The 24,151-nt window shown below is 46.4% G+C and carries 21 protein-coding genes and 1 riboswitch; of the genes, 5 read left to right on the top strand and 16 right to left on the bottom strand.

Annotated features, from left to right (window positions below):
• Positions 1-6: 6 nt before the first annotated feature.
• The 12 genes from thiO to moaA form a co-directional block, all read right to left on the bottom strand.
• Entirely contained in the window at positions 7-1,155 is a 1,149-nt protein-coding gene (gene thiO, locus AC1DPK_RS13265) for a glycine oxidase ThiO (RefSeq protein ID WP_477510594.1), read from the bottom strand.
• Positions 1,155-1,973, bottom strand: coding sequence for a thiazole synthase (locus AC1DPK_RS13260; RefSeq protein WP_477510593.1), 819 nt, complete (start codon positions 1,971-1,973; stop codon positions 1,155-1,157). The genes thiO and AC1DPK_RS13260 overlap by 1 nt, the downstream gene beginning before the upstream one ends.
• 5 nt (positions 1,974-1,978) lie before the next feature.
• Positions 1,979-2,833 (bottom strand): thiamine phosphate synthase, encoded by an 855-nt coding sequence (gene thiE, locus AC1DPK_RS13255; protein ID WP_477510592.1) that lies wholly within the window; start codon positions 2,831-2,833, stop codon positions 1,979-1,981.
• Between the two features lie 43 nt (positions 2,834-2,876).
• Positions 2,877-3,944 (bottom strand): ThiF family adenylyltransferase, encoded by a 1,068-nt coding sequence (locus AC1DPK_RS13250; RefSeq protein WP_477510591.1) that lies wholly within the window; start codon positions 3,942-3,944, stop codon positions 2,877-2,879.
• Positions 3,937-5,700 carry a phosphomethylpyrimidine synthase ThiC gene (thiC, locus tag AC1DPK_RS13245; RefSeq protein ID WP_477510590.1) on the bottom strand — a complete coding sequence of 588 codons (1,764 nt, stop codon included), beginning with the start codon at positions 5,698-5,700 and terminating at the stop codon, positions 3,937-3,939. The genes AC1DPK_RS13250 and thiC overlap by 8 nt, the downstream gene beginning before the upstream one ends.
• Positions 5,701-6,012: 312 nt before the next feature.
• Positions 6,013-6,117, bottom strand: a riboswitch (TPP riboswitch).
• A 74-nt stretch (positions 6,118-6,191) separates the two neighbouring features.
• The gene (locus AC1DPK_RS13240; protein ID WP_477510589.1) at positions 6,192-7,349 is read right to left on the bottom strand and encodes a glycosyltransferase family 4 protein; all 1,158 of its coding nucleotides are present in this window, start codon (positions 7,347-7,349) and stop codon (positions 6,192-6,194) included.
• Positions 7,350-7,432: 83 nt separating this feature from the next.
• Positions 7,433-8,464: a sporulation integral membrane protein YtvI gene (gene ytvI / locus AC1DPK_RS13235; RefSeq protein ID WP_076270261.1), complete on the bottom strand. Its 1,032-nt coding sequence runs from the start codon at positions 8,462-8,464 to the stop codon at positions 7,433-7,435.
• 64 nt (positions 8,465-8,528) lie between these two features.
• Positions 8,529-9,668 (bottom strand): radical SAM/CxCxxxxC motif protein YfkAB, encoded by a 1,140-nt coding sequence (yfkAB, locus tag AC1DPK_RS13230; protein ID WP_477510588.1) that lies wholly within the window; start codon positions 9,666-9,668, stop codon positions 8,529-8,531.
• 136 nt (positions 9,669-9,804) lie between these two features.
• A complete protein-coding gene (locus AC1DPK_RS13225; protein WP_477510587.1) occupies positions 9,805-10,923 on the bottom strand; it encodes an HD-GYP domain-containing protein in 1,119 nt (372 codons plus the stop codon).
• Between the two features lie 147 nt (positions 10,924-11,070).
• On the bottom strand, positions 11,071-12,519 hold the full coding sequence (locus AC1DPK_RS13220; RefSeq protein ID WP_477510586.1) for a bifunctional metallophosphatase/5'-nucleotidase: 1,449 nt from the start codon (positions 12,517-12,519) through the stop codon (positions 11,071-11,073).
• Between the two features lie 42 nt (positions 12,520-12,561).
• The gene (locus tag AC1DPK_RS13215) at positions 12,562-13,056 is read right to left on the bottom strand and encodes a hypothetical protein (protein ID WP_477510585.1); all 495 of its coding nucleotides are present in this window, start codon (positions 13,054-13,056) and stop codon (positions 12,562-12,564) included.
• Entirely contained in the window at positions 13,046-14,047 is a 1,002-nt protein-coding gene (moaA, locus tag AC1DPK_RS13210) for a GTP 3',8-cyclase MoaA (RefSeq protein ID WP_076270264.1), read from the bottom strand. Before moaA ends, AC1DPK_RS13215 begins: the two co-directional genes overlap by 11 nt.
• 102 nt (positions 14,048-14,149) lie before the next feature.
• On the opposite strand from moaA, the gene AC1DPK_RS13205 reads away from it, so the two are divergent.
• The 5 genes from AC1DPK_RS13205 to AC1DPK_RS13185 all read left to right on the top strand — a co-directional run bounded on the left by AC1DPK_RS13205 (position 14,150) and on the right by AC1DPK_RS13185 (position 19,468).
• Positions 14,150-14,884 carry a molybdenum cofactor biosynthesis protein gene (locus AC1DPK_RS13205; protein ID WP_477510584.1) on the top strand — a complete coding sequence of 245 codons (735 nt, stop codon included), beginning with the start codon at positions 14,150-14,152 and terminating at the stop codon, positions 14,882-14,884.
• A 58-nt stretch (positions 14,885-14,942) separates the two neighbouring features.
• Complete coding sequence (locus tag AC1DPK_RS13200) at positions 14,943-16,019, top strand: ThiF family adenylyltransferase (RefSeq protein ID WP_477510583.1); 1,077 nt, start codon at positions 14,943-14,945, stop codon at positions 16,017-16,019.
• Between the two features lie 92 nt (positions 16,020-16,111).
• A complete protein-coding gene (locus tag AC1DPK_RS13195) occupies positions 16,112-17,167 on the top strand; it encodes an HD-GYP domain-containing protein (protein WP_430063499.1) in 1,056 nt (351 codons plus the stop codon).
• A 161-nt stretch (positions 17,168-17,328) separates the two neighbouring features.
• Positions 17,329-18,318: a YhfM domain-containing protein gene (locus AC1DPK_RS13190; RefSeq protein WP_477510582.1), complete on the top strand. Its 990-nt coding sequence runs from the start codon at positions 17,329-17,331 to the stop codon at positions 18,316-18,318.
• 349 nt (positions 18,319-18,667) lie between these two features.
• On the top strand, positions 18,668-19,468 hold the full coding sequence (locus tag AC1DPK_RS13185) for a DUF2935 domain-containing protein (protein WP_477510581.1): 801 nt from the start codon (positions 18,668-18,670) through the stop codon (positions 19,466-19,468).
• Between the two features lie 306 nt (positions 19,469-19,774).
• On the opposite strand, the gene sufB is transcribed toward AC1DPK_RS13185, so the two are convergent.
• Genes sufB through sufD form a run of 4 tightly spaced genes read right to left on the bottom strand, consistent with a single transcriptional unit; the run spans position 19,775 to position 24,146 of the window.
• Positions 19,775-21,172 carry a Fe-S cluster assembly protein SufB gene (gene sufB, locus AC1DPK_RS13180; protein ID WP_076270269.1) on the bottom strand — a complete coding sequence of 466 codons (1,398 nt, stop codon included), beginning with the start codon at positions 21,170-21,172 and terminating at the stop codon, positions 19,775-19,777.
• A gap of 28 nt (positions 21,173-21,200) precedes the next feature.
• Positions 21,201-21,629, bottom strand: a complete 429-nt coding sequence (gene sufU, locus AC1DPK_RS13175; RefSeq protein ID WP_441909156.1) for a Fe-S cluster assembly sulfur transfer protein SufU — start codon at positions 21,627-21,629, stop codon at positions 21,201-21,203.
• Complete coding sequence (locus AC1DPK_RS13170) at positions 21,616-22,842, bottom strand: cysteine desulfurase (protein WP_477510580.1); 1,227 nt, start codon at positions 22,840-22,842, stop codon at positions 21,616-21,618. The genes sufU and AC1DPK_RS13170 overlap by 14 nt, the downstream gene beginning before the upstream one ends.
• Positions 22,839-24,146: a Fe-S cluster assembly protein SufD gene (sufD, locus tag AC1DPK_RS13165; RefSeq protein ID WP_339204088.1), complete on the bottom strand. Its 1,308-nt coding sequence runs from the start codon at positions 24,144-24,146 to the stop codon at positions 22,839-22,841. Before sufD ends, AC1DPK_RS13170 begins: the two co-directional genes overlap by 4 nt.
• Positions 24,147-24,151 lie beyond the last annotated feature (5 nt).

Raw genomic sequence — 24,151 nt, 5'->3', positions numbered from 1 at the left:
TTCCTATCAAGTAGAAAGTCTTCCTCTCATAGCAATAGTCGTAAAGCGGTTAGGAGAGAATCTGCTGATCGACGGTTCTCCCTGCTTTTCTTCCAATAGATCAGCAACAATATGAGCTGTGATTGGACTTAGCAAAATACCGTTGCGATAATGACCTGCGGCCATAATAACGGCTGGCATTCCCTCTACTTGCCCAAGCATTGGCATTCCATCTCGCGTTGCAGGACGCAAGCCTGCCCACCGATGCGCGGTTTCTTTGCCTTTAAGAAATGGAAAAAGCTGATTGCTGCTGCGAATTAAGCGGCCGATGCCTCGTTCTGTCACACTCGTCTCAAAGCCCGCGACATCTTCAGAAGCACCGCATACGAGCCGAGCATTTCTTTTTCCGACCCAATAGGCTTGGCTGGAGAAGATCATATGGCGAACTTCAGCTTCTTGATGCTCATAAGAGCAGATTTGTCCCCGAATCGGATGGATCGGAACAGAAAGTCCGAACCATCGTTCATATTCACCTGACCAAGCGCCCGCGCAGACGACTAGCCGATCGGCATGAACCTTCTTTATCATCGTTTCTGCTCGGACAGACGCTCCCCCGCTCTRTTGAACTGCAACCTCTTCAATTTTACCCGCATGGGATAGGATGACGACACCTAACCTCCGGCAAGCTTCTTCAAGTGCTGCAACAAGCTTTGGCGCGTAAACATGGCTCTCCTTTGGCGTAAATACGCCTGCAATTGCCGAATGAGCAAGCATCGGCTCCAGCTTCCTAAGCTGAGCTGCATCAATAAGCTGAGCTTCGGCTCCCCATTCATTTTGCCATTGCAATCTGGATTGTATGGGCAAGACGTCTGCTTCATGCATAAAAACGTTAATGCTTCCACTCTGCACCCACTCCGTCGACATGCCGGATTGTTCCTCGATCGCTTTAATCCACGCCGGGTAGCTGCGGTGACTGTTTAGGCACAGCTGAAAAAATTGATCGGGCTGCTCCGTATTTTCTGAAAATGGAGCAAGCATGCCTGCCGCTGCGCCGGATGCTTGCCCTCCGAGTGCGCTTGGCTCAATGAGTGTTACGTTCATGCCTCTACGCGCCGACTCGAAGGCACAAGACAAACCAATAATGCCGCCTCCTAGTATAATTACCGATTGGGGCATTATTGTTCCCCTCCTGAGCTAACTCCTGTTTCAAATAATGAGCCTGCCCAATCACTGCTTGCAGATGCATAACGTTTTTTCGGTATGCGGCCAGCCAGCCATGCCAATCGCCCTGCTTCAATCGCTAATCGAAATGCGCGAGCCATCATAATCGGATCCTGTGCCTTAGCGATAGGCGTATTAGCCAAAATGCCGTCCGCACCTAGCTCCATCGCTTCCGCAGCATCCTTCGCCGATCCAATACCCGCATCGATGATGACTGGAACCCTCGACTGCTCCGCAATAAGTCCGAGGTTATAGGGATTGAGCAAACCGAGCCCAGATCCAATTGGCGATCCTCCAGGCATGATTGCTGAAGCTCCAGCTTCCTCTAATTTCCGGCATAGGATTGGGTCATCGGATGTATAAGGAAGAACGATAAAACCCTCGTTCGCAAGCTGCTCCGTAGCACGCAGCGTTTCTATAGGGTCAGGCAGAAGTGTTCGATGGTCTCCGCTGATTTCAACCTTAATCCAGTTGCCAAGCCCAGCTTCTCTCGCCAGACGCGCGATTCGAACAGCCTCCTCCGCTGTTCTCGCACCAGATGTATTCGGCAAATATTGCATTTGTTTATCTTCAAAGTGTTGAAGTACCGAATCATCCTCTACACTCTCTAGATTAACCCTTCTAACCGCGAACGTAATAACCTCCGAGCCCGACGCTTCAAGCGCCTCCTGCAGAACAGCAGGACTTGGAAATCTCCCCGTACCGAACAAAAAAYGCGACCGCAGCGCATGTCCTCCAATAAGAAGGACATCTTCATGATCCCAATTTCCCAAAATGTTCAGCCCCCTCCAACAAAATGCACAAGTTCTATGGAGCTTCCGCTAAGTAATTCAGTTTCAGCCCACCTTGCGCGTTGTACGATCATACCGTTAAGCTCAATAACGAGCTTTTTATTTTGTTGTCCCAGCTGGACGACCAGTTCCTCCACTGTTTTAGCGCTGGTCTGCTCCTCGCGGCCATTAATCTTCACTATCTTAAAGGGAGGAACATATTCAGAACGGTGGGCTTCGATTTTCTTTAAGAAAGCCTGACAAACACCAGCCGGATCGTTATGGCCAACAATTGCTGAAACTGCACATATCCGTGTTGCCCCCGACGCTAGCACTTCATCAACATTTTCAAGTGTGATCCCGCCAATAGCCACGAACGGTATCGATATATGATGCGCTGCTTCCCTGACATAACTTGTAGTAACAGCCGTACGGCCCGGCTTTGTTTCGGTAGGATACACTGGCCCAACGCCGATATAATCGGCTCCCTCCTGTTCAGCAGCTAGTGCTTGCTGCAGGTTATGCGTGGATATGCCAATTATGCGGTCAGCACCAAGCCATTCTCTTGCTTTGGCAATTGGCATATCATCCTGACCTAAATGAACACCGTCAGCATCCGTCTCAAGAACAAGATCAGGATAATCATTAATGATAAGAGGCACTTTATATTTTCGCGTTAGTATTCGAAGGGCTTTGGCCTCTTCAAGTACCTCTTCCCTCGTCCCCGTTTTATTGCGAAGCTGAACCATTTGAGCTCCGCCAATCAGCGCCTGCTCCATCACTTCAACGACTGATCTGCCAGGGTGATTAGATTTCGCTGTAATGGCGTAGAGCTTGAAGTTCCGCCAGCCTTGTCTACTCATTCTCAAACACAACCTTTCATCAAAAAAATCATTTATTTCCATTTCATAAGAACGTTTTAACGAGATTAATTGCATTCTCCGCATCCGCTGTGCCTTGCACAAGCACCCGTCCATCTGGGAAGAGAATCAGCTGCTCTCCGCTTGAGATCATCGCTTTCACTAAATACCGATTCACGGTGAGCGTGCAGCCAAGCGCTCGCAAAGTTTGCTCTACCTCTTTTAAATCAACCGGCTTGCCTAACGTCACCTGCACCGTATCCCTACCGCATAATACGGTAGAGCTTATTTGAGTATCTTCCGCTCTATCAGCTTCAAAACAAAGCATGCCGTCAGTTGCTACATCAGGCGTTTGAGCACAGAATGGGCACTCGGTACTGAATGCCGGAAGCTCCGATTCCCGCATTCGGAATGACCATAGATCAATGCTCAACCACGTTTTACGCAGCGCCGAATCATTGCCAGTTAGCCATTTTATCGCCTCAGCTGCTTGCATAGATGCAATCCATTCAACCGCCGGAGCGAGTACGCCCACCGTATCGCAAGTATCGGCCTCCTGCTCCATATCATCTGCTCCGATTAAGCAGCGCAAGCAAGCTGTCTCTCCAGGAATTAATGTTGCCTGCATGCCCTGCGCCCCAGCCACTCCGCCATAAACAAATGGGATTCGCTGTCTAAAGCATTGGTCGCTGACCAGCAGCCTTGTCGCTGCATTATCCGTCCCATCAAGGACGATATGGACTCCTCCGGCGAGAAATCCGATGTTCTGTGCATTCACATCCGCTACTGTCGCCATAATGTTTACACTGCTGTTAATTTGGCGAAGCCGATTAGCAGCGGCCACTGCTTTGGGCATCACTGCCAGAGCGTCCGCCTCGTCAAAAAGCATTTGGCGCTGCAAGTTGCTCGGCTCAACAAAGTCCCTGTCTACCAGCCTAACTTCCCCGACACCGGCTCTTACCATATGCTGCGCAAGCGAAGCGCCTAATGCGCCAACACCGACGATAAGCACCGAGGCATCGGCCAGCTTGCGCTGGCCTGCCTCTCCAATGAATGCAAATCTCGTTTGCCTCGAATAACGATCTGCAAAAGCATCAAGAACAGAATCAACCATAAATCTTGCTCCCTGCCGCCTTGAATGCATCTGATTTTTCCTTCATTCCCGCTTCAATGGCTTCCGTTGTTTCCATATCGTTTTGCGCGGCATACTCTCTTATATCTTGGGTGATTCGCATGCTGCAAAACTTCGGCCCGCACATGGAGCAGAAATGAGCGGATTTCGCAGCATCAGCTGGAAGCGTCTCATCGTGGTAAGCCATCGCACGCTCTGGATCAAGCGATAGATGGAATTGATCCCGCCAACGAAACTCGAATCGCGCTTTGGACAATGCATCATCACGCAGCTTCGCTCCACGGTGCCCTTTCGCCAAGTCAGCCGCATGCGCTGCGATTTTGTACGTAATAACGCCTTCCTTCACATCCTCCTTATTCGGAAGGCCAAGGTGCTCCTTCGGTGTTACATAACAAAGCATTGCCGTGCCGAACCATCCAATCATTGCAGCACCAATTGCCGAAGTAATATGATCATAGCCTGGCGCGATATCGGTCGTTAGCGGTCCTAATGTATAGAAAGGCGCTTCATCGCACACCTCTAGCTGACGATCCATATTTTCTTTGATCAAATGCATAGGCACATGGCCAGGGCCTTCAATCATCACTTGTACATCATGTTTCCATGCGATCTTCGTTAGCTCACCCAATGTATCCAGCTCAGCAAACTGAGCAGCGTCATTGGCATCTGCTATAGAACCGGGTCTCAGGCCGTCACCGAGCGAGAATGATACGTCGTATGCTTTCATAATTTCACAAATGTCTTCAAAATGCGTATATAGGAAATTCTCCTTATGGTGTGCCAGGCACCATGCTGCCATAATTGATCCGCCTCGCGAGACAATGCCCGTAACGCGCTTTGCCGTAAGTGGTATGTAGCGGAGCAGCACACCTGCATGAATCGTAAAATAGTCGACGCCCTGCTCGGCTTGTTCAATAAGCGTATCGCGGAATACTTCCCAGCAAAGGTCTTCTGCTTTGCCGTTCACTTTCTCCAGCGCCTGATAAATGGGCACTGTGCCAACTGGAACTGGTGAATTCCGCACGATCCACTCCCGCGTCGTATGGATGTTTTTCCCCGTGGACAAATCCATAATCGTATCGGCTCCCCAGCGCGTCGCCCAAGTCATCTTCTCCACTTCCTCTTCAATCGAAGAAGCTACAGCAGAGTTGCCGATATTAGCATTGATTTTAACGTGAAACTGCCGCCCAATAATCATCGGCTCACTTTCAGGATGGTTGATGTTAGTCGGAATAATGGCACGGCCGGCTGCAATCTCGCTACGTACAAATTCTGCACTCATCCCTTCGCGAATAGCGATGTATTCCATCTCAGATGTAATGATCCCTTTGCGGGCGTAATGAAGCTGCGTAACATTTTGCCCTGTTTTGGCACGAAGCGGTTTCCTCGTTAACCCTGGGAATCGTTCCGCGCCTCGCTGCTCTGCTTTTTCAGCCGAAATAAATCCATTATCCTCCGGTTTGATTTCCCTGCCCTCATAGGGCTCTACATCACCACGCTGCAAGATCCATTCGCTGCGAATACCGGGCAAACCACGCCGAACATCTGCCTCATACGTTTCATCGGTATAAGGACCACTTGCATCATAGACTCGTACAGGTTCATTCGGCAGCTCTTCACCATTTCTGCCAGTACTAGCTTCAAGTGCAATTTCTCTCATCGGAACACGGATGTTTCCCTTTGAGCCCTCGACGTACACCTTGCGGCTGCCCGGAAGCGGAGTAGAAAAAATAGACATAACAAAAACCTCCTAATGGAATAATAGAATTCCTCCTGGAGGCATACGCAAGCATATGAGAAAGTTTAAAACACCGCTGCTATACAAGTAGCTAGGCTGCTACAAGAGCTGCAATTGCTGGAGCGTGCATGGCGGCCACAAAGCTTTATCGATTCACTGGCGCCAAACAAAAAAACCGCTCCAGCAAAGGAGCGGTCGAAGAGTGTCGTCATGCGAGTGTTATCTTGCAAGGGTTCCCCCTAAGCAGATAAAGTCATGCCGCATAAGCTGAGGCTTCAGCAGATTCCGGCAGAGCTTTCACGCGCAAAGCATAAACGCACAATCCCACTTTCCTACGCTGGCATAACCCAGATCAGGTTCAAAGGGACCAAAGCGATTCGCTTTATCTCAGCCATTACGGCGCCCCTAGTGGATTTCCTTGTTTGACTATACCGTTTAGTAAAGAAGGGTGTCAACCCTCTATTTTCCAAACCGCGGAAAAACACAGCCTGCTACAGTCCGCTTTCCTTCAGCAGCCTTACCCATCGATCAGCGGTGTGGCGCCATGTAAATGTCTGCTCCACACGCTCGCGGCTGCGGCGCCCCAGCTTCTGCCTGAGCTGTTTATCGCGAAGCAGCAGATGCAGCTTTTCTCGCAGCTCTCGCTCGATATGAAGCTGATTGACCAAATAGCCCGTTTCACCATTGCGGATAATTTCTTTCATTCCGCCTGCACGTGTTGCGACTACCGGAACGCCGCAGGACATCGCCTCGACATTAACGAGCCCAAATGCCTCCCTCTGTCCAGATGGCACGACCGCTACATCAGCAACGAGCATCCAGCTGGGCACTTCCGAATGCGGCACGTAGGGCACAAAACGAACATGACCCGGACATTTGCGTCCAAGCTGTTCAAGCTTGCGCGCATAAGCCGTTTTGCGATGCGAGCCATAAAATGGGCTCCCTACGATGATAACGACGAGCTCTGGGTGGCTTTTGGCAAGCTGCGGCACGATATTGAGAAGATGATGAACGCCCTTAAGCGGAATAAGCCTCCCCATAAAAAGCACCACTTTTTTACCATGCAATCCTCTCTTTTGCCTTAAACTCTCCCGTTTGGCGGCTCCTTCGGAGGAATATTGTGAAGGAAACCTTGCCGTATCTACCCCAGGATAAATGACTCGCAGCTTCGAAGCGACCTCTGGCGCTTTCGACACTACAATTCGCCTTAGAAACTCGCTATTTACGATGATTCTATCTGCTGCCTGCAAGCACTTATGCAAGTTTGCAGAAGAAATATAGGAGGGTGAAATAAAGGTGGAGGAATGCAAATAAAGCCAGACTCGTTTGCCTGGATTCAATCGCTTCATCGTTAGCACAAATTGGGGACGATTCTCGACGTCGATGACCTGAGGAGAAAAACGGTGAACCRCATGTCCTACCTCTTGAATATATCGCTGCTTATTGCCCGCTGCAAACCGTTCACAAACAACACCGTTAAATTGTCCTTGACGAGGCAATCGCTTGCTCAGTCTTCCAAATATACGAGGTTCCGCGTAAGGCTTAAGCAGCGGGGCAAATTTCTCTACCACCCGCTCAACCGAGCTGCTTCCTGATGATGGAATCGGGAAGGAGCCTGGTGTTACAATTGCAACTTTAATAGGTGCCATTTATTCGTATGCCTCCTGCATGATCTGCTTTTTTTGCAGTATCATACGTATCTAGCAACGGCTTTGGCACGGCTTTTCCAAGGCTATAGCTTGAATTTCATTTGGAATAGTCCAGCTCTTCGAGCTGCCATATAGATGATCACGACAAGCGGTCCGATGAATACACCGATAACACCGACGAGCTTGAAGCCGACATATAAACTTACAAGCGCTGACAATGAGCCGATCCCTACAGAATCACCGAGAATTTTRGGCTCTACGATGCGGCGGAATACGGTAATCACTAGAAATAGAATAATTAGCCCTACCCCTACAAAAACATTGCCCGTCAGCAGCAAATAACTTCCCCATGGCACAAGCACAGAACCTGTTCCAAGAATCGGCATAATATCAACAATGATAATAAGCAGTGCGATAGCAAGCGGATATTTGACATTAAGTATGAGCAAACCGATCAACGAAATGATGTAGGTGAGTGCACTCAAAATAAACTGCGAACGCAAGAAACCAAAAATCGACTTTTTGAGATTGTTCAGCACATCATTGACCTGAGGCTGCGATTTTTCTTCAAATAATGAAAGCACCGTTGCCTTCATCGTATTTAGACTAAAGCTCATCATGTATACCGCCACCAAGAAAACGATAAAGAAGATGAACATGCCCGGGATGCTTGAGGCGAAAGCGATAACGGTGTTCGATAACGTACCCACCATTTTCGTTAATGTACTCGTTAGCTCCATTAGCCATTTCTCTAACGTTTCAATGGCGTCAGGAGGGAAGTTTTGATATAACGATTGTGCCTGAAACATGAGATCGTCTACCATCCCATTGGCATTTTCGAAGTATTGGGGCACTTTTTTGAAAAAGGCTATTAATTCGGCTACCACTTTCACCCCAAGCAGCGCGATTAGTCCGATGAGAATAACCGTAAATAGGCTGCTTGATATTGTAGCTGCCACCAGCCGATTCATTCGGAATTTTTTCATAAACAGCTGATTAAGCGGCTCAAGAAAAATAGCTACAACAAGCGCAAGCAAGAAAGGAGCACCTACCGTAAAAAACAGATAGAGCAACAATAACCCTAAAGCGATAAATACGATTGTCTTAATAGACACAGCTTCTCCTCCTCTCTATTCTTTTATATGCACTTTACGCCACTCTTAAACCAGCTCTTTCATACTAATCCAGCACTGCGCTGCGCTCATGGAAATTAACATCTTTATAGTACATATCCTTAACAAGTAGGTTAGGTCCGCAGCATGAAGCGACCGGGCAGTGACAATTCACACTTTGCGCAAGGGAATGGTCCAGCCATTTATCAAATAAATCCTCCAATTTGGACGAACCGATGTTGCCAAAAGCGGGCACGTCAGAAAAGTCGGTTACAAATACATCGCCTGTAAACAAATTTACGTTCAGTCGATTGCGGCCATCAGGATCGTTACGTACCGTTACATTTGGCTCATTCGCTAATCTTCGCAGCAGCTCACGTTCTGATTTGCTGTCACTGCATGGATAAAAGGGAAGTGTACCGAACAGCATCCAAACGGATTGGTCTCGCGCTTTCAGCAAGCGTTCAATAGCTTCCAGCATTTGCTCGCGTGAGAGAACAGGTAAATCCTTCGCAAAGGAGCTAGGATACATCGGATGTACCTCATGCCTCTGACATCCCATATCCACAATCAGCTGATGAATCTCATCAATTTTGTTATACGTTTTGTAATTGATCATAGACTCCGCAGAAACGAGTACACCTGTCTCGCTAAGGCGACGCGTGTTTTCGATCATTCGTTCATAAAGCTTGGTCGCGGCTTCGAGCGATACATGATGATTGGCTTTCGCAAATCCAATTTGGTGAAAATCTTCCGGAGACGTGTAGTTAAATGAAATGTGCATGACATCTAGATAAAGAGCTAGCTGCTCATAACGGCTGTAAGGCAGCGTCACGTTCGAATTGATTTGGGAGCGAATGCCGCGGCTGCGGGCGTATTGAAGCAACGGCACCATGTAATCACGAACCGTTCGGTCGGAGAAGGATGGCTCCCCGCCTGTAATGCTTATCGTTTCCAGATGCTCTACTTCATCCAGTCGGTCCAGCATCTGCTTAAGCGGCAGCTTGGCGGGTTCTGTCATTACAAGTGTATCTCCAACAGCACAATGCTCGCATCGCATATTGCATAGGTTGGAAACGGTCATTTCGACGCTTGTTAAGCGATGTCTTCCATATTGCTGCAACGAACGGATGGGATCCCACGGATCATTCGTTGGCGAAAGTGTGGATAACGGTGTTCTTGATTGTTGAAATTGTATTGTGTTCATTTTTCTTCAGCACCTGACTTATTTTCTGGAATGAATCATTCTTTAGTTATTGTAATGCGCGACTGCAAAGGAAGCAAATAAAACGGCAAAAAAAGAAGCAAAAAGGAGCCCTAAGCGGCTCCCAATCTGTCTTTCGTTAAATTCCTGAGGCAAACTGCACTTCGCTCGCGTCATCGTTCACGCTGACAATCATCATCGTGAGCTGCTTCGACAAATCGATCTCGTAAGGCGATTTCAGTTCCTCGCCCGCTTCATTATATAGAACACGAATAATAGGTCGATGCGGGTAAGAATGATTAAGATCTGCTACGATACCCGACTCTCCTGTTTGCAGCTTAACTGTTATTCCAATCGGGTAAATAGCAACCTTATCGCGGAACAGCTGCAGCATTCGCTGCTCGTATAACGTTCCCGTACCGGCATAAAGCCGCTCAATCGCGTGATGTGGAAGCATTGGAGCACTGTAGACGCGATTTGTTGTCATGGCGTCATACGAATCGACCAACCCGATCCACTTGGCATAATCATGAATTTCATTGCCTTTGATTCCGCGCGGATAACCGCTTCCGTCAATTCGCTCATGATGCTGGAATGCACAGTGGGCAACAAGCAGCGGCAGGTTAGGCTCATCCTTGAGCAGCTCGTAACCGATTCTCGCATGCTGCTTCATCGCTTCGAACTCCTCTTTGGAGAGGGAGCCTGGTTTTCTTAACACATCAATCGCAATCTGCGTCTTGCCGATATCGTGAAGAAGAGCGCCCATGCCAAGCGTCGTAAGCTCTTCCTTAGAATAGCCGTTCGACATACCGAGCAGTGTCGTATAAACGCAGACGTTTAAAGAATGCTGGAACAAATAATGATCAACGGAGCTCATGTCCATTAGCATGATCATGGCATCCTTATGACCGGAGAGGTCATCGATAATCATATTCATCATATTTTTAAATGGCTGTGCGATATAGGGGTAGGTTACGCCTTTTTTGCGTTTAGGACGATCCATCATTTCGCGGAAATTCGTTCGAATTTCCTTCAGCGCGATTTGCATCGTTTCCTCTCTAATTAAAGAAGGCAGCACAATATCATCCGTCTTCGGATCTGTTATATAAACATATTGAATTCCGCATTGATCCAAGCGGGATATAAGTCTCTCTGTCAGTTCCATATTTTCGCCAAGAAGAACGATACCTTCTTGAGAAAATATTTTTTTGGCCAGCTTCATACCCGGCCTGCATTTCGCTATTGGCAACAACCGCATTTTCTCGATCCTTCCCCATTAAAAGTCGGCTAACTATTACATCGGAAAAAATCGTTCGTAATGTTAATGTACGGGATATACGGGAAAATCGCAACCATTTTATACTATTTTTTCGACATGAATTGTCGATATTTTTCATATTCTTTGTCAAATCGAGGTATTTTCCCATCTTAGCTGACAACATTCCGCCAATTCAGACGAATTTTGCAGCTGCGCTTCAATCACGTCTCGAATGAATTCAGGCAAGTAATAGTTCACTTGCACCGCGCTGGCGAGCGACTCGTAACCCGCCTTGAAACTGAACATATCGATCGTTCCCAGCTTATACAGTCGTTCATCATCCAGCGTTTCTCCATTAACTGTTACCTGTATGAGTCTATCCATCGGCATTCTGTTCGAATCATAGGTAACGGACAAGCCATCTATGGCAAGCGTTCCAAGCACTTCACCGCGAAAGCCGTATCCCTTGATCGGCTTATGGATAAATTCGGGAAGCAGCGCTTGCTCCAGCGCTGTCCTTATATCCGTGCCTGCGATGAGCATGAGGCACGGATTAATCGGCGACGGACAGAGGGCGTGCAATTCGCCCGCTGTCACGTCCCCTTGCGCGAGGCCGCCGAGCAGCTGTCCAGCGTTGACTATGCCGATTTCGGCATCGGTCCAGCGGCGCAAGCCAGCGGCCAGCAGGTTGCCGAGCGGTGATTCCCGCTCGGCTCTGGCGGGCAGCGGTGCAGAAAGCCGGGCGATAACCCGGCTTAGGCGCTGCTGTCCCGCCTTTAGATAGCTGCCGATGATGGCGGCAGCTTCCGGATGCTCTGCCATTGCGGCCGTAGGAACGCAGGTTGCGCGGAACATTGGGCGCGAGGAAACATCGTCCATTCCGATTTCTACTCGCCCGATATACTCGCCGAATTTCCCCGCTGCACAAATCGTCGTATTACCGATAACAATCGGCTCTTCCAATAAATGATGGGTATGTGCTCCCAAAATAAGATCGATGCCCTCAAGCTTCTCCGCCATTTGCTTATCGAAGGTAATCCCGATATGGGACATCACTACCAGCACATCTACCTTATCTCTCAGCTTTGCCGCCTGTTCTTGCACCGCCGCGAATGGATCGGATACCTGCCAGCCTAGCAAAGAATAAAAGTCAGAAAAGGCCGCTGTGACGCCTATGATACCGATTCGAAGTTCATTTTTGTCAATAATAATACTTGGCAGCAGCCAATCAGGCTGCTCACCTGAAGCAGCCTCGTGCATATTGGCACAAACGACAGCAAACTGAGCGCGATCAGTATACGCCTCCGAAATCGTCTGAGAAGAATAAGTAAGCCCTTCATTATTGCCAAGTGTTATTACTTCATACCCAGCTTGATTTAAAAGTTCTACATTAACAATCCCATCGCTGCCTTCGGTCTCCACTCGCATGCGATCCATATGGTCTCCGCAGTCTACCGCAAGCACTCGCTCATTGCCCCAGCTTCGTCTTTCCTCTGCGATAAAAGAAGCGATCTTGGCGGCATGCTCCAGACGACTATGTATATCATTGCTATGAAGAAGCACTACCCTTGTACGAAAACTGTCCGTCAAATTCATGCACGCCTCCTTAATGCCTGTACTCAGCGACACAAAACCAGTCTACTTGTTATTACGCAAATCATTCATCGAAAATGTATGCTTAAAACCATATGCAGCTTCAACCTGCGTATTTGGCTCATCGTGTCCCATTTTGAGTTTAACGATACTTTTCACATTTAAGCATTTGCTGCTGCCGTTGGGCACATAAAGGCGGATAGGGCCTGCCTTCTGCAAAGGCAAGCCATTAATCCGGTAAAGCACAGCCGCCTGCTCAAGCTGCTCCCATGGAATAGTAGCCTCGAAAGAATCCGCCGCTTCTACGATTAAATAAGATGGCGTCTTGGACACTGCAGCATTCTCAGAATTATTGTCCCTCATCCATGCAGCGTACCATTGATATAAGTCAAATGCTTCACCTTCAGCATCCGGCACTCTGCCTGCAATAAGGAAGCTTGCGCCCGAAAGTTTTGCCATCTCCTCTGGGGTCGTAACGGACATTCCTATCTCAAAATGTTCAATCTTGATCTCATGCATCAGCTGCTTCTCAGCCTCCAATCTGCGACATCCGCCGTTCGGTAGGAATATGCGTTTGTGCGCTGTCAGCCAGCTTAGCCGCCATTTCATGATTTTCCGGCTTAATGTCCATCGATTTCAGCAGCAATTGCTGCATTTCCTCTGGATGCCCGAATGCTTCTCTTACATTCAGCTCATCTACCCAATATAAGCAAGGCTTAATGGACCCATCCGCTGTTAAGCGCAGCCGATTGCAATTGCTGCAGAAGTGATCGCTGATGGGATGAATAAGCCCGAAGGAGCCGCGGCCGCCCTTCATTTGCCAATCCTCTGAAGGACCGTTTCCATGCACGTTTGGTCCGCGGCTAATCGTATAGCCTTCTTGCTCTGCTACTTCCAGTACACGCGAAAGCGGCAAATAATGCTTTTTCCAATTTTCATCCGCATGGCCGATTGGCATATATTCAATAAATCTAACATGCATCGGCTGCTCGTAGGCGAGTTTTAAAAATGCGGCAATTTCATCCTCATTTACTTCTTTAAGAAGCACGCAATTCAGCTTAATAGGGTCGAAGCCTACTGCTGCTGCCGCTTCGATTCCTTCCATCACACGTTTTAATTCCCCGCTTCTTGCAATAAAGCGAAATCTTGCGGAGTCCAGCGTATCTAAACTAATATTGACACGATTCAAGCCTGCTGCTCGAAGCGCTTCCGCTTGTTTGGCTAGAAAAACACCATTCGTCGTTAATGCTATATCTTTAATGCCAGCTATGGCAGATAATCTTTTAATTAAACCATCGAGACCCGGCCTTATAAGCGGCTCGCCTCCGGTAATGCGCAGCTTCGTAATGCCAAGCGCCGCACCCGCTTCAACTACCTCGACAATTTGATCATAGGAAAGTAAATTTTCTGATTCTGTGAATTCCATTCCTTCCTCTGGCATGCAATACAAGCATCGCAAATTACAACGATCCGTTACTGAAATACGTAAGTAATCGTGTACCCGTCCAAAACGATCCGTCAATGTCGGCATGACCTTCACTCCCTTTCTGTACGAGTATAAGCATAACATTTTTTCTTGAATTATGATATTCTATAAACAGCTTCAAGCCTATACGATGAGAGGTTTTATACCATGAAATATGACTGGATTATTAAATTATTTGCAGGGCTTCCCGAGCGAATTGGGGCCCCTTCCATACAGCTGCAATCGGATTTGGAGAAAATGAGCGTAGCCGATCTGAAGGCCGCCATTTCTGACGAATACCCAGATCATCAAGCATTAATACAGATAGCTTTTATCGCATGCAACCACGTTTACGCCGCCGAGGATACGATCATACACGCCTCTGACGAGCTAGCCCTGCTTCCGCCAGTATCCGGAGGAGAAGAGAAACAAGAGCTTGCCAAGGAGCCTATAGAGCGCTATATCGTAACAAACGATGTCATTAGCTCCGATGCTGTGCTTGCAAAAGTTATTGTACCGGAAAATGGTGCCTCTATTGCATTTGTAGGAACAACGCGTGAATGGACACATGGGCAGCGTACGGTACGGCTTGAATATGAAGCCTATGCACCGATGGCCATTGCAACGATGCAGCAAATTGGCAATGAAATTGCCGAGCGCTGGCAAGGCGCCTTATGTGCCATCAGCCATAGAATTGGCGTTGTTGGCCTCGCTGAGACAAGCGTCGTTATCGCGGTGTCATCCCCCCACCGTGACAGCTGTTACGAGGCGAGCCGCTACGCCATTGAACGTCTTAAACAAATCGTCCCTATATGGAAGAAAGAAATTTGGGAAGACGGATCAGAATGGAAAGGGCATCAGCTTGGCCCGTGGAATCCTACTGAACAATTAAAGGACTTTTAGAATTACAACTAGGCGTGTCGAACATGGCTTCACGATGCTTTTAAGGAGATTAGCAAAAATGAACAAACCAATCACACAAAATAACGCTGCGCCTGAAATATCGGGCGTGGGATCAGCTCGTTATGCGAGACAAGTCCGCTTCTCACCCGTTGGAGAGAAAGGACAACAGCTGCTTACCGGCAGTCGCGCAGCGGTCGTTGGCATGGGTGCGCTTGGTTCTGTCATCGCCCAGCATTTAGTCAGATCCGGCGTTGGATATGTGCGTATTATAGACCGGGACATTATTGAATGGAGTAATTTACAGCGGCAAATGCTGTATACCGAAGAAGATGTATTATCGCTGCTTCCCAAAGCAGAGGCCGCTGCTGCGCATTTGCGAGCCATGAACAGCTCTGTCTTCATTGATCCGATAGTTGCTGATTTAACGGCAATGAATGCGGAAGAATTACTCACTGATGTTGATCTTATTGTTGATGGCAGTGACAACTTCTCTGTTCGATATTTAATTAATGATTATAGCGTGAAGTACAGCATTCCTTGGATTTATGGCGGAGCCGTCGGCGCATCGGGCATGACAATGACGATTATACCAGGCGAATCCCCCTGCTACCGATGCTTGTTCAATGAACCGCCTCCGCCTGGAACGACCGATACTTGTGAAACGGCAGGTGTCATCTCTCCAGTCGTTGACATCATCGGCTCTCTTCAAGCAACGGAAGCCATTAAGCTGCTCTCAGGCAACAAGAACGCACTTCACGGCACCTTATTTCAAGTTGACCTTTGGAATCATGCTTGGCTTCCTATTTCTGTGGCCAAATCGAAGCGAAGCCATTGCGACTGCTGCGGAAATAGGCAGTTCGCATTTTTGGAAGACCAAATGTCGGGATCAGCTGCTGCTCTATGCGGTCGCCATTCTGTGCAAATTACACCGAGTCAAGATGCTCTACTGAACTTGGAAGAGTTAGCTGAACGCTTAAAGCCGGTTGGCACAATAACACGCAATCGTTTTTTACTGCGAATTGAACTTGAGGCTGATTTGACCTTAGTCCTGTTCCAGGATGGCCGAGCCATCGTCCAAGGCACAGATCAATTATCAAAAGCAAGGTCGCTTTATGCTGAATTATTAGGTAATTAGTCGCTATTATAATACCCTCATATTGCCAATCCGATCAATCATTGCTACTATTGTAGGTATATCTTTTCTACTACTACCAATGAGGTGTCTCGATGAGAGTTCATGTTACAGAATTAATTAATGGAGACCGTTTAAGCAATGACACTTTCAACAATTACGGACTTCATGTACTCTCCAAAGGAACAGTACTCAATAACCAAGATATATCAAGATTATTTCAACATCAAATGGACTATATTGATATAGATGAAAGAGTAAGCGAAGAAACGGAAGGTCGTACACTTGAATCTACTATAAATCCCAAGTGGCTTCCTACCGTTCAGCCCCTTTACGAAAACGCTGTCAAAAGCTTTGAGGGATTATTCACGAAAGCGAATCAGCAAGGAAAAGTGGATGTCGAGGAAGTAACGTCCATCTTCCAGCCTCTACTGAGCAACCTCCAAATGGAACGCGATGTTGTATCTATGCTGCTATTACTCAATTCTAAAGACGATTATACGTATCAGCATTCCGTGCAGGTCGGTATGTTGTCGTATTATCTCGCTACTTGGGTCGGGTACTCCAATGAAGAAGCTGTTCGTATCGGCAATGCCGGCTTCCTCCATGATATCGGAAAATGCCGAATTGAAGAGAGCATTTTAAATAAGCCTGGGAAGCTGACTGATGAAGAGTACGAAGAAGTGAAGAGACACACCTTATACGGACATGAAATTATTTTAGACTCTCTGGATGAACCATTTGTAGCCATTGGAGCACTTCAACATCATGAGCGAAATGATGGCACTGGATATCCTCAAGGTCTGAAGGGTGATGAGATTCATCCCGTATCCAAAATCATTGCTGTAGTCGATATTTACAGTGCGATGATTTCCCAGCGCGTGTATCAACAGAAGCGTGATTTGCTTTTTGTACTAAAGGAACTTTATCAGCTGAGCTTCAAAGAGCTTGATCCCTATACAACCCACACCTTTATTAAACATATGATGCCTAATTTCATAGGCAAAAGAATCGAGCTTGTAGGTGGAGAAAGTGGAATTATTGTCATGACTCACCCTACCGAGTTTTTCCGCCCGCTTATTCAAATTGGTGAAGAATTCATCGATATGGCCATTGAGCGTGAGTATGAAATCCAGCAGGTTTATATTTAAATGTTTCAAAAACAACCCGAATTGCAGATCATATCTGCGATTGCGGGTTTTTTTTATGCTGCCGCTTATTCTTATCAACCACGTTCGCAACTTATACAATGATTTTATCGTTGTTATTGTAAATGATACCAAATATGCAAATTAAGACTAGAGGTGATGGAGTGAGAAGCATTTTAGCAATAATCATTATTGCTTTAATGATGACCGGATGCAAATCCGAAGCAATTAGTAATACACCAACTGTTCAACCAAGCGAGCTAACAATCATTGAACCGAACGAACAGCCGAATCGAGTCCGTGAAAAAGTTGTCATTTATAACCTCAAAAATGCTGATGGCAGCAAGGCAGCTATTGAAACCATCTATCAGACCATAACGGAAGCCGACCTTGTAGATGTATTTAAACAAACTTTTGAAGAAGCTGAACCATTAAAAGGTATCGTGAAAATGGCAGCTCCAACTTATAAAGTAATAATCGGCAGCTCTGAATATTATCTTTTGATCGGTGATGATAAAACAGATTCAATCGTTAATTTAGATGACTCGCATACGATGTTCAGGCTATCTCCTTCTAACACAATTAAGATTCGGGAAATACTATCTTGGTCAGAGCCAGAGAAAGTGGTCGAAGGACTTGTAATGGACAAAAAAGTTATGGCCCGAGATGCATCGAATCGAATTTTAGTGGCTGCGAACTGGTCAGAAGACGAGAGAAAAAGCCATTCGATGGATGATTGGTTTACAAAAGCAGAACAGAATCGCGAGCTAGCGTGGTACACCATCGATAAAGAAGTCTATGGCAAGCTGCATATTGGTCAGCCAGTGGCTATAAGAGCAGCAGCTATGCAGCTCGATTCATCGCCACCCATACGGTTCTCCATTACGGCACAAATCATTGATCCTATAATAACCAAATCACCCCTTTATTTAAGTCTAATTGAAAAAGAATTAAGCAATCAGCAGCTGCTTTTGACTCCGATCCGTCCAGATAAGGAATGGATTTTGGATGGTATTAATCCTAGCAGATATACGGTTAGTCCTATAAACAATGAAGCTGACTCTACTCGCCTAGAACAGGTTTCCATTTATATTTTTAAATCGGAGCAGCAGCTTGAAGAGGGTCTAAAGGATTTTCAAAACAAACCGAATTGATTAATATGCTTTACCCTCGTATTTATAAGATAAACAATGCGATGATTTTTTATTGGGCACATGGCAACATGGAAGAAACCGCTAAGCTTAGCAGCTATTTCGAGAAAGCAGTAAAGCTTCTACTCGAAAAATAGACGGATACGATGAACATGGAAACGGGGCTGCCCTAAAGTAGAAAATTCTACTTTGGGACAGCCCCTTTTTCCTATTGGCTCTATCGTTAACCGATTGAACCTTCCATTTCGACTATGACTAAATGAAGCTACTTAGAATACTAGGAAGGGAATAGAACAAACCTTCCTTTCATACAGTACTCTTAAAGATAATGTATCAAGGGAGGATTTCGCCATTGTTAGATCAGTCATTTGTAGCTCGTTCTCTAGAAGAAGTTAGGTTTTGGTCTCGTATTATGAAAGAGCATTCTCTTTTTCTTAAATTGGGTTTCCGATGTGAAGATACACAACTAATTAATGAAGCAAATCATTTCTATGCCGTTTTTGAATCAATCGAAAATAAATCTAATGCTTATACAATTGAAACAGATCCTACCGTAATTAAAAGATTCAATGAAGAAGTTTATACTGCTGTTTCTTACATTTGGGCTTTCAAAAGAAAAGTGCTCGGTTTAATTCTGACTTGCAAACTTCCAGGTGCAAACAACTTCCCATTGTTAGTTGATCRTGTGAGCAGAGAAGCTAATTATTTCAGAAATCGTTTGTCGGAATTAAATTTAGGTCAGTTACAGCCACTGCCTGATGCTATTATCGACGAGAATGTTTTCTTTCTAAGAATCATGGCAGACCACGCCAAATTCATTAGTCACTTGCTTGATCCTTCAGAGCGACAGTTAGTGGAACAAGCGAATAACTTCAGTGAAGAATTTGACACGTTACTATTTCAAGCAAGGGACTTAGAGTCTATGCGACCTCAATCGCAAACTGTTCCGCTACTTGACCAATTTCTTGATCAAAATAGAGTGTCAGTTAAATCGCTTCGTGACTTTAAAAGTACAGCTCGAGACCTTATTGAAGCCTGCCGTATAAAAAGTATCATTCATCCGTTATTGGCGGATCATGTATTCCGAGAAGCAGAACATTTCCTCGTTATAATTGATATGTTTGAAAACAGTCTGACAGGTAAACCTGTTTAATCTTTGAATCATAGGGTTATTTCTATACAGTCTGTATTAGTTATCTCCTCGACCTAGCCAGTCGAGGATTTTTCGATGTCATTTTTTTTACTGTTCATTTATAATCATTTTTGATTTCCGTTTCCCCGATTTATTGCAGAAATTGCTTAAAGAAATAAAAAAAAGAATCCGTAGAAAATATCTACGGATTCACCGATTTACTAGCAAATAGAAATTCAAAGTAGTAGCGTATTTGACTAAACGGTATCAAAACGTTATCATACGATATTTTGAAACCGTTTAGCCCTTGATACGCCTACGTTTTTATTAACCGATTGAACCTTCCATCTCAAACTTGATCAAACGGTTCATCTCTACCGCATATTCCATCGGCAGTTCTTTCGTGAACGGCTCGATGAAGCCCATTACGATCATTTGCGTTGCTTCCGCTTCGCTCAGACCACGGCTCATGAGGTAGAACAGTTGATCCTCAGAAACCTTCGATACTGTTGCTTCATGCTCAAGTGTGATGTTATCGTTCAAAATCTCGTTATAAGGAATCGTATCTGACGTTGATTCATTATCGAGAATAAGCGTATCACATTTGATATTAGCTTTCGCGCCGTCGGAGTTGCGTCCGAAGGATGCAAGACCACGGTATGTTACTTTACCGCCATGCTTACTGATTGATTTGGAAATAATTGTCGAGCTCGTATCTGGTGCAAGGTGAGTCATTTTTGCCCCTGCATCCTGATGCTGGCCTTTGCCGGCAACGGCAATGGACAATACCATACCTTTTGCGCCGCGACCGCGAAGGACAACAGCTGGGTACTTCATCGTCAGCTTGGAGCCGATGTTTCCATCTACCCATTCCATCGTAGCATTCTCATCAGCTACCGCACGTTTAGTAACCAGGTTGTAGATATTCGGTGCCCAGTTTTGAATCGTAGTGTAACGAACGCGTGCATTTTTCTTAACCAAGATTTCAACTACCGCACTGTGCAAAGAGTTTGTGCTGTAAACGGGAGCTGTACAGCCTTCTACATAGTGAACGGAGCTGTCTTCATCGGCAATAATAAGCGTACGCTCAAATTGACCCATGTTCTCGGAGTTAATACGGAAGTATGCCTGCAAAGGCACTTCGCATTTTACGCCTTTTGGTACGTAGATAAAGCTTCCGCCTGACCATACCGCACTGTTCAAAGCAGCAAATTTATTGTCATTCGGAGGAATAATCGTTCCGAAATATTCTTTCATAAGCTCAGGATACTCACGAAGCGCAGTATCCGTATCTGTGAAGATAACGCCTTGCTTCTCAAGATCCTCTTGCATGCTGTGATAAACGACCTCGGACTCATATTGAGCCGATACGCCGGCTAGAAACTTTTGCTCAGCTTCTGGAATACCCAGCTTGTCAAATGTTTCTTTAATTTCGGAAGGAACTTCCTCCCATGTTTTCCCTTGCTTGTCTGAAGCACGAACATAATATTGGATGTCGTCAAAATCAAGCTCATCCATGTTGCCGCCCCATTTAGGCATCGGCATTTTGAAAAATTGCTCCAGTGATTTCAAGCGGAAATCCAGCATCCACTCCGGCTCACCTTTAATATCCGAAATCGTACGTACGATTTCTTCCGTTAAACCTTTGCCTGATTCGAATACGGCTTTGTGCTCGTCACGGAAACCATACTTATAATCTTCCATTTCCGGCATTGATTTAGCCATGGTCATTCACGCTCCTCATAAATCTAGTTTAATGTGATTCTTGCTGCTCGATCCCTTTGCGTAAAGCGTTCCACGCTAGTGTCGCACACTTAATTCTTGCAGGAAATTTGTTTACACCAGAAAGTGCATCCAATTCCTCATATTCATCAAATTCAACCGGTTCGCCTTTCATTAGAGCTGAGAATTTCTCAGCCATGGCAAGCGCCTCATCAAATGTTTTTCCTTTTATCGCCTCTGTCATCATCGATGCAGAGCTCATGCTGATCGAACAGCCTTCACCACTGAACTTCGCATTGGCAACTTTGCCGTCTACGACCTGCAGCTGCAGCGATATACGATCGCCACAAGTAGGGTTATTCAGGTTGATGGTAACTGATTCTTCATCCAAGGTTCCGCGATTTCTAGGATTTTTATAATGATCCATAATGACTCTGCGATATAAATCATCCAATTGCATGACCGAAGAACTCCTTTGTTTGTAGTAAGGCATCGGCTAAGCGGTCAATTTCATCTTCAGTATTATATAAATAAAAGCTTGCTCTTGCCGTTGCCGATACATTCAACCAACGCATTAGCGGCTGGCAGCAGTGATGGCCTGCACGAATCGCAATGCCTTTGGAATCAAGCACGGTCGCAACATCATGCGGATGTACATCATCCAAGTTGAATGTGATGAGTCCTACACGATTTTGCTTCGGACCGTACAATGTGATGCCTTCCAGCGAAGATAGCTTCTCGTAAGCATATGTGGCTAAACGTCTCTCATGCTGATCAATTTCATCTAGTCCAATTTCTTGTAGGAAGTCAATTGCAGCACCGAGTCCAACCGCACCCGCAATAATGGGAGTGCCGCCTTCAAAGCGGTACGGAATCTCTTTCCACGTAGACTCATAAAAATCAACAAAATCAATCATCTCGCCGCCATACTCAATCGGCTCCATCTTGTTAAGCAGTGCCTTCTTGCCATATAATGCGCCGATGCCGGTAGGACCACACATTTTATGACCAGAAAAAGCATAAAAATCAACATCCAAATCTTGGAGATCGATCTTCATATGCGGTGTGCTCTGTGCACCATCCACGACCATAATGGCACCATTACGATGTGCAATTTGGGTAATTTCTTTAATCGGATTTATAAGACCGAGCACGTTCGAGACGTAAGTGATGGAAACCACCTTCGTCTGTGGAGTGATCGTTTTCTCAATATCCTCAAGAGAAATGGTACCATCGGGCTGCATCGGGATATATTTCAACGTTGCGCCAGTGGCCTTAGCAGCTTGCTGCCACGGAATTAAATTACTGTGATGCTCCATCGGTGTGATGACAATTTCATCACCTTCACCGCATACACTGCGTGCATAGCTTGAAGCAACCAAGTTTAGTGCTGTTGTAGTACCGCGTGTGAAAATAATTTGCTCCGGTGCTCCCGCATTCAGAAACTTCGCTACCTTCTCGCGCGCTCCCTCATAGGCATCAGTCGCCCTGGAACCAAGTGTATGCACACCGCGATGAACGTTCGCGTTATCCAGCTCATAGTACCGATTAACCGCATCAATGACGGAGCGCGGCTTCTGCGAAGATGCCGCGCTGTCCAGATAAACGAGCGGGTGCCCGTTTATTTCTTGATGCAATATCGGGAACTGCTCCCGAATCGCATTTATATTCATCCCTCTAGCTTCCTTTCGAGCAAACGCTGAAGCTGACCGCGTACCGCCTCGACTGGAATTTCCGATACGACTGGAGCCAAAAAGCCGTAAATAATTAGACGTTCAGCGTCTTGCTTAGATATACCGCGAGACATTAGGTAATATACCTGCTCAGGGTTTACTTGCCCCACGCTTGCTGCGTGGCCTGCTGTTACATCATCTTCATCTATAAGCAAAATCGGATTGGCATCGCCGCGCGCTTTAGGGCTCAGCATGAGCACCTTCTCGGTTTGTACACCGTTCGCTTTCGTCGCACCCTTCTCGATTTTTGTAATTCCGTTGATGATCGCTGAAGCGGAATCCTTCATTACTGCACGTGTTACCATGTTGCTGTCGGAGCTTTTGCCGAAGTGAACGGCTTGCGTCGTCAAGCTGTTTTGTTGAGCATTTTTGCCTACGCTGATAACTTTTGCATCAGAAGTAGAGCCTGTGCCCTTCAACATGGATTTCGTGTCTGACAACGTATTTCCGTCATTCAAATCACCGATAATCCATTCCATTTGGCCGTCATTTTCAATAACCGAACGACGGATTGACATATCCACGCCCGTCTCAGCCATATGGTGAATGGAGCTGAAACGAACATGAGCGCCTGGCTTCACGAACACTTCAACAACAGATGGATGTACGAAAGGAGCACTGCTTGCTCCCGGTTCGGATACAACACAATCCACATATGTCACTCGGCTATTATTGTCCGCTACGATCAAGATATGCGGAGCAAATGTCGCTTCAGCATTATCATTGTAGAAAATCGCTTGAAGCGGCAGCTCGACTTCAACATCTTTAGGAACGTAAACGAATACGCCACCGTTCCAAAGTGCTGCATGAAGTGCTGTAAGCTTATCTTCGTCCTTCGCTACTGCTTGGAACAAATATTTTTGAACGAGGTCGCCATGCTCTTTGCATGCCGTCTCCAAATCTGTGAAAATAACGCCTTTGCTAGCCAATTCGTTTGAAAACTGATTCCATACGATGCCGGAATTACGTTGAACAAGCAAATTTTCAGTTCCTTCTGTGATCAATTCACGAACAGCTTGTGGAAGTTCGCTAATTGCTCCAACCGTTGTCGGTTGCTCGTAGTTTCCTAGTGCTGTCAAATTCCACCGTTCAATACGAACCTTCTCCGGCTTAGGCCATCCGAGTGTTCCGGCAAGGTCTGCCGCTTCTCCGCGCAGTTCAACAAGCCAGTTCGGCTCGCCTTTACTACGTGCCAGCGCTTCAGCAGCTTGACGGTTGGCCTGCGTTGATAGTTGTGTACTCATCCGTT

The organism is Paenibacillus sp. 01T424 (assembly GCF_056398745.1).
This window is presented reverse-complemented; position numbering and strand designations above follow the sequence as displayed.

What these genes read in the sequence shown, in the direction of transcription:
- sufU (WP_441909156.1), bottom strand. Translation starts at nt 21,629, where the DNA reads ATGCAATTGGATGATTTATATCGCAGAGTCATTATGGATCATTATAAA.
- moaA (WP_076270264.1), bottom strand. Translation starts at nt 14,047, where the DNA reads ATGCCGACATTGACGGATCGTTTTGGACGGGTACACGATTACTTACGT.
- sufB (WP_076270269.1), bottom strand. Translation starts at nt 21,172, where the DNA reads ATGGCTAAATCAATGCCGGAAATGGAAGATTATAAGTATGGTTTCCGT.
- AC1DPK_RS13170 (WP_477510580.1), bottom strand. Translation starts at nt 22,842, where the DNA reads ATGAATATAAATGCGATTCGGGAGCAGTTCCCGATATTGCATCAAGAA.
- AC1DPK_RS13250 (WP_477510591.1), bottom strand. Translation starts at nt 3,944, where the DNA reads ATGGTTGATTCTGTTCTTGATGCTTTTGCAGATCGTTATTCGAGGCAA.
- AC1DPK_RS13205 (WP_477510584.1), top strand. Translation starts at nt 14,150, where the DNA reads ATGAAATATGACTGGATTATTAAATTATTTGCAGGGCTTCCCGAGCGA.
- yfkAB (WP_477510588.1), bottom strand. Translation starts at nt 9,668, where the DNA reads ATGAACACAATACAATTTCAACAATCAAGAACACCGTTATCCACACTT.
- AC1DPK_RS13195 (WP_430063499.1), top strand. Translation starts at nt 16,112, where the DNA reads ATGAGAGTTCATGTTACAGAATTAATTAATGGAGACCGTTTAAGCAAT.
- AC1DPK_RS13225 (WP_477510587.1), bottom strand. Translation starts at nt 10,923, where the DNA reads ATGCGGTTGTTGCCAATAGCGAAATGCAGGCCGGGTATGAAGCTGGCC.
- AC1DPK_RS13220 (WP_477510586.1), bottom strand. Translation starts at nt 12,519, where the DNA reads ATGAATTTGACGGACAGTTTTCGTACAAGGGTAGTGCTTCTTCATAGC.
- thiE (WP_477510592.1), bottom strand. Translation starts at nt 2,833, where the DNA reads ATGAGTAGACAAGGCTGGCGGAACTTCAAGCTCTACGCCATTACAGCG.
- thiC (WP_477510590.1), bottom strand. Translation starts at nt 5,700, where the DNA reads ATGTCTATTTTTTCTACTCCGCTTCCGGGCAGCCGCAAGGTGTACGTC.
- AC1DPK_RS13200 (WP_477510583.1), top strand. Translation starts at nt 14,943, where the DNA reads ATGAACAAACCAATCACACAAAATAACGCTGCGCCTGAAATATCGGGC.
- sufD (WP_339204088.1), bottom strand. Translation starts at nt 24,146, where the DNA reads ATGAGTACACAACTATCAACGCAGGCCAACCGTCAAGCTGCTGAAGCG.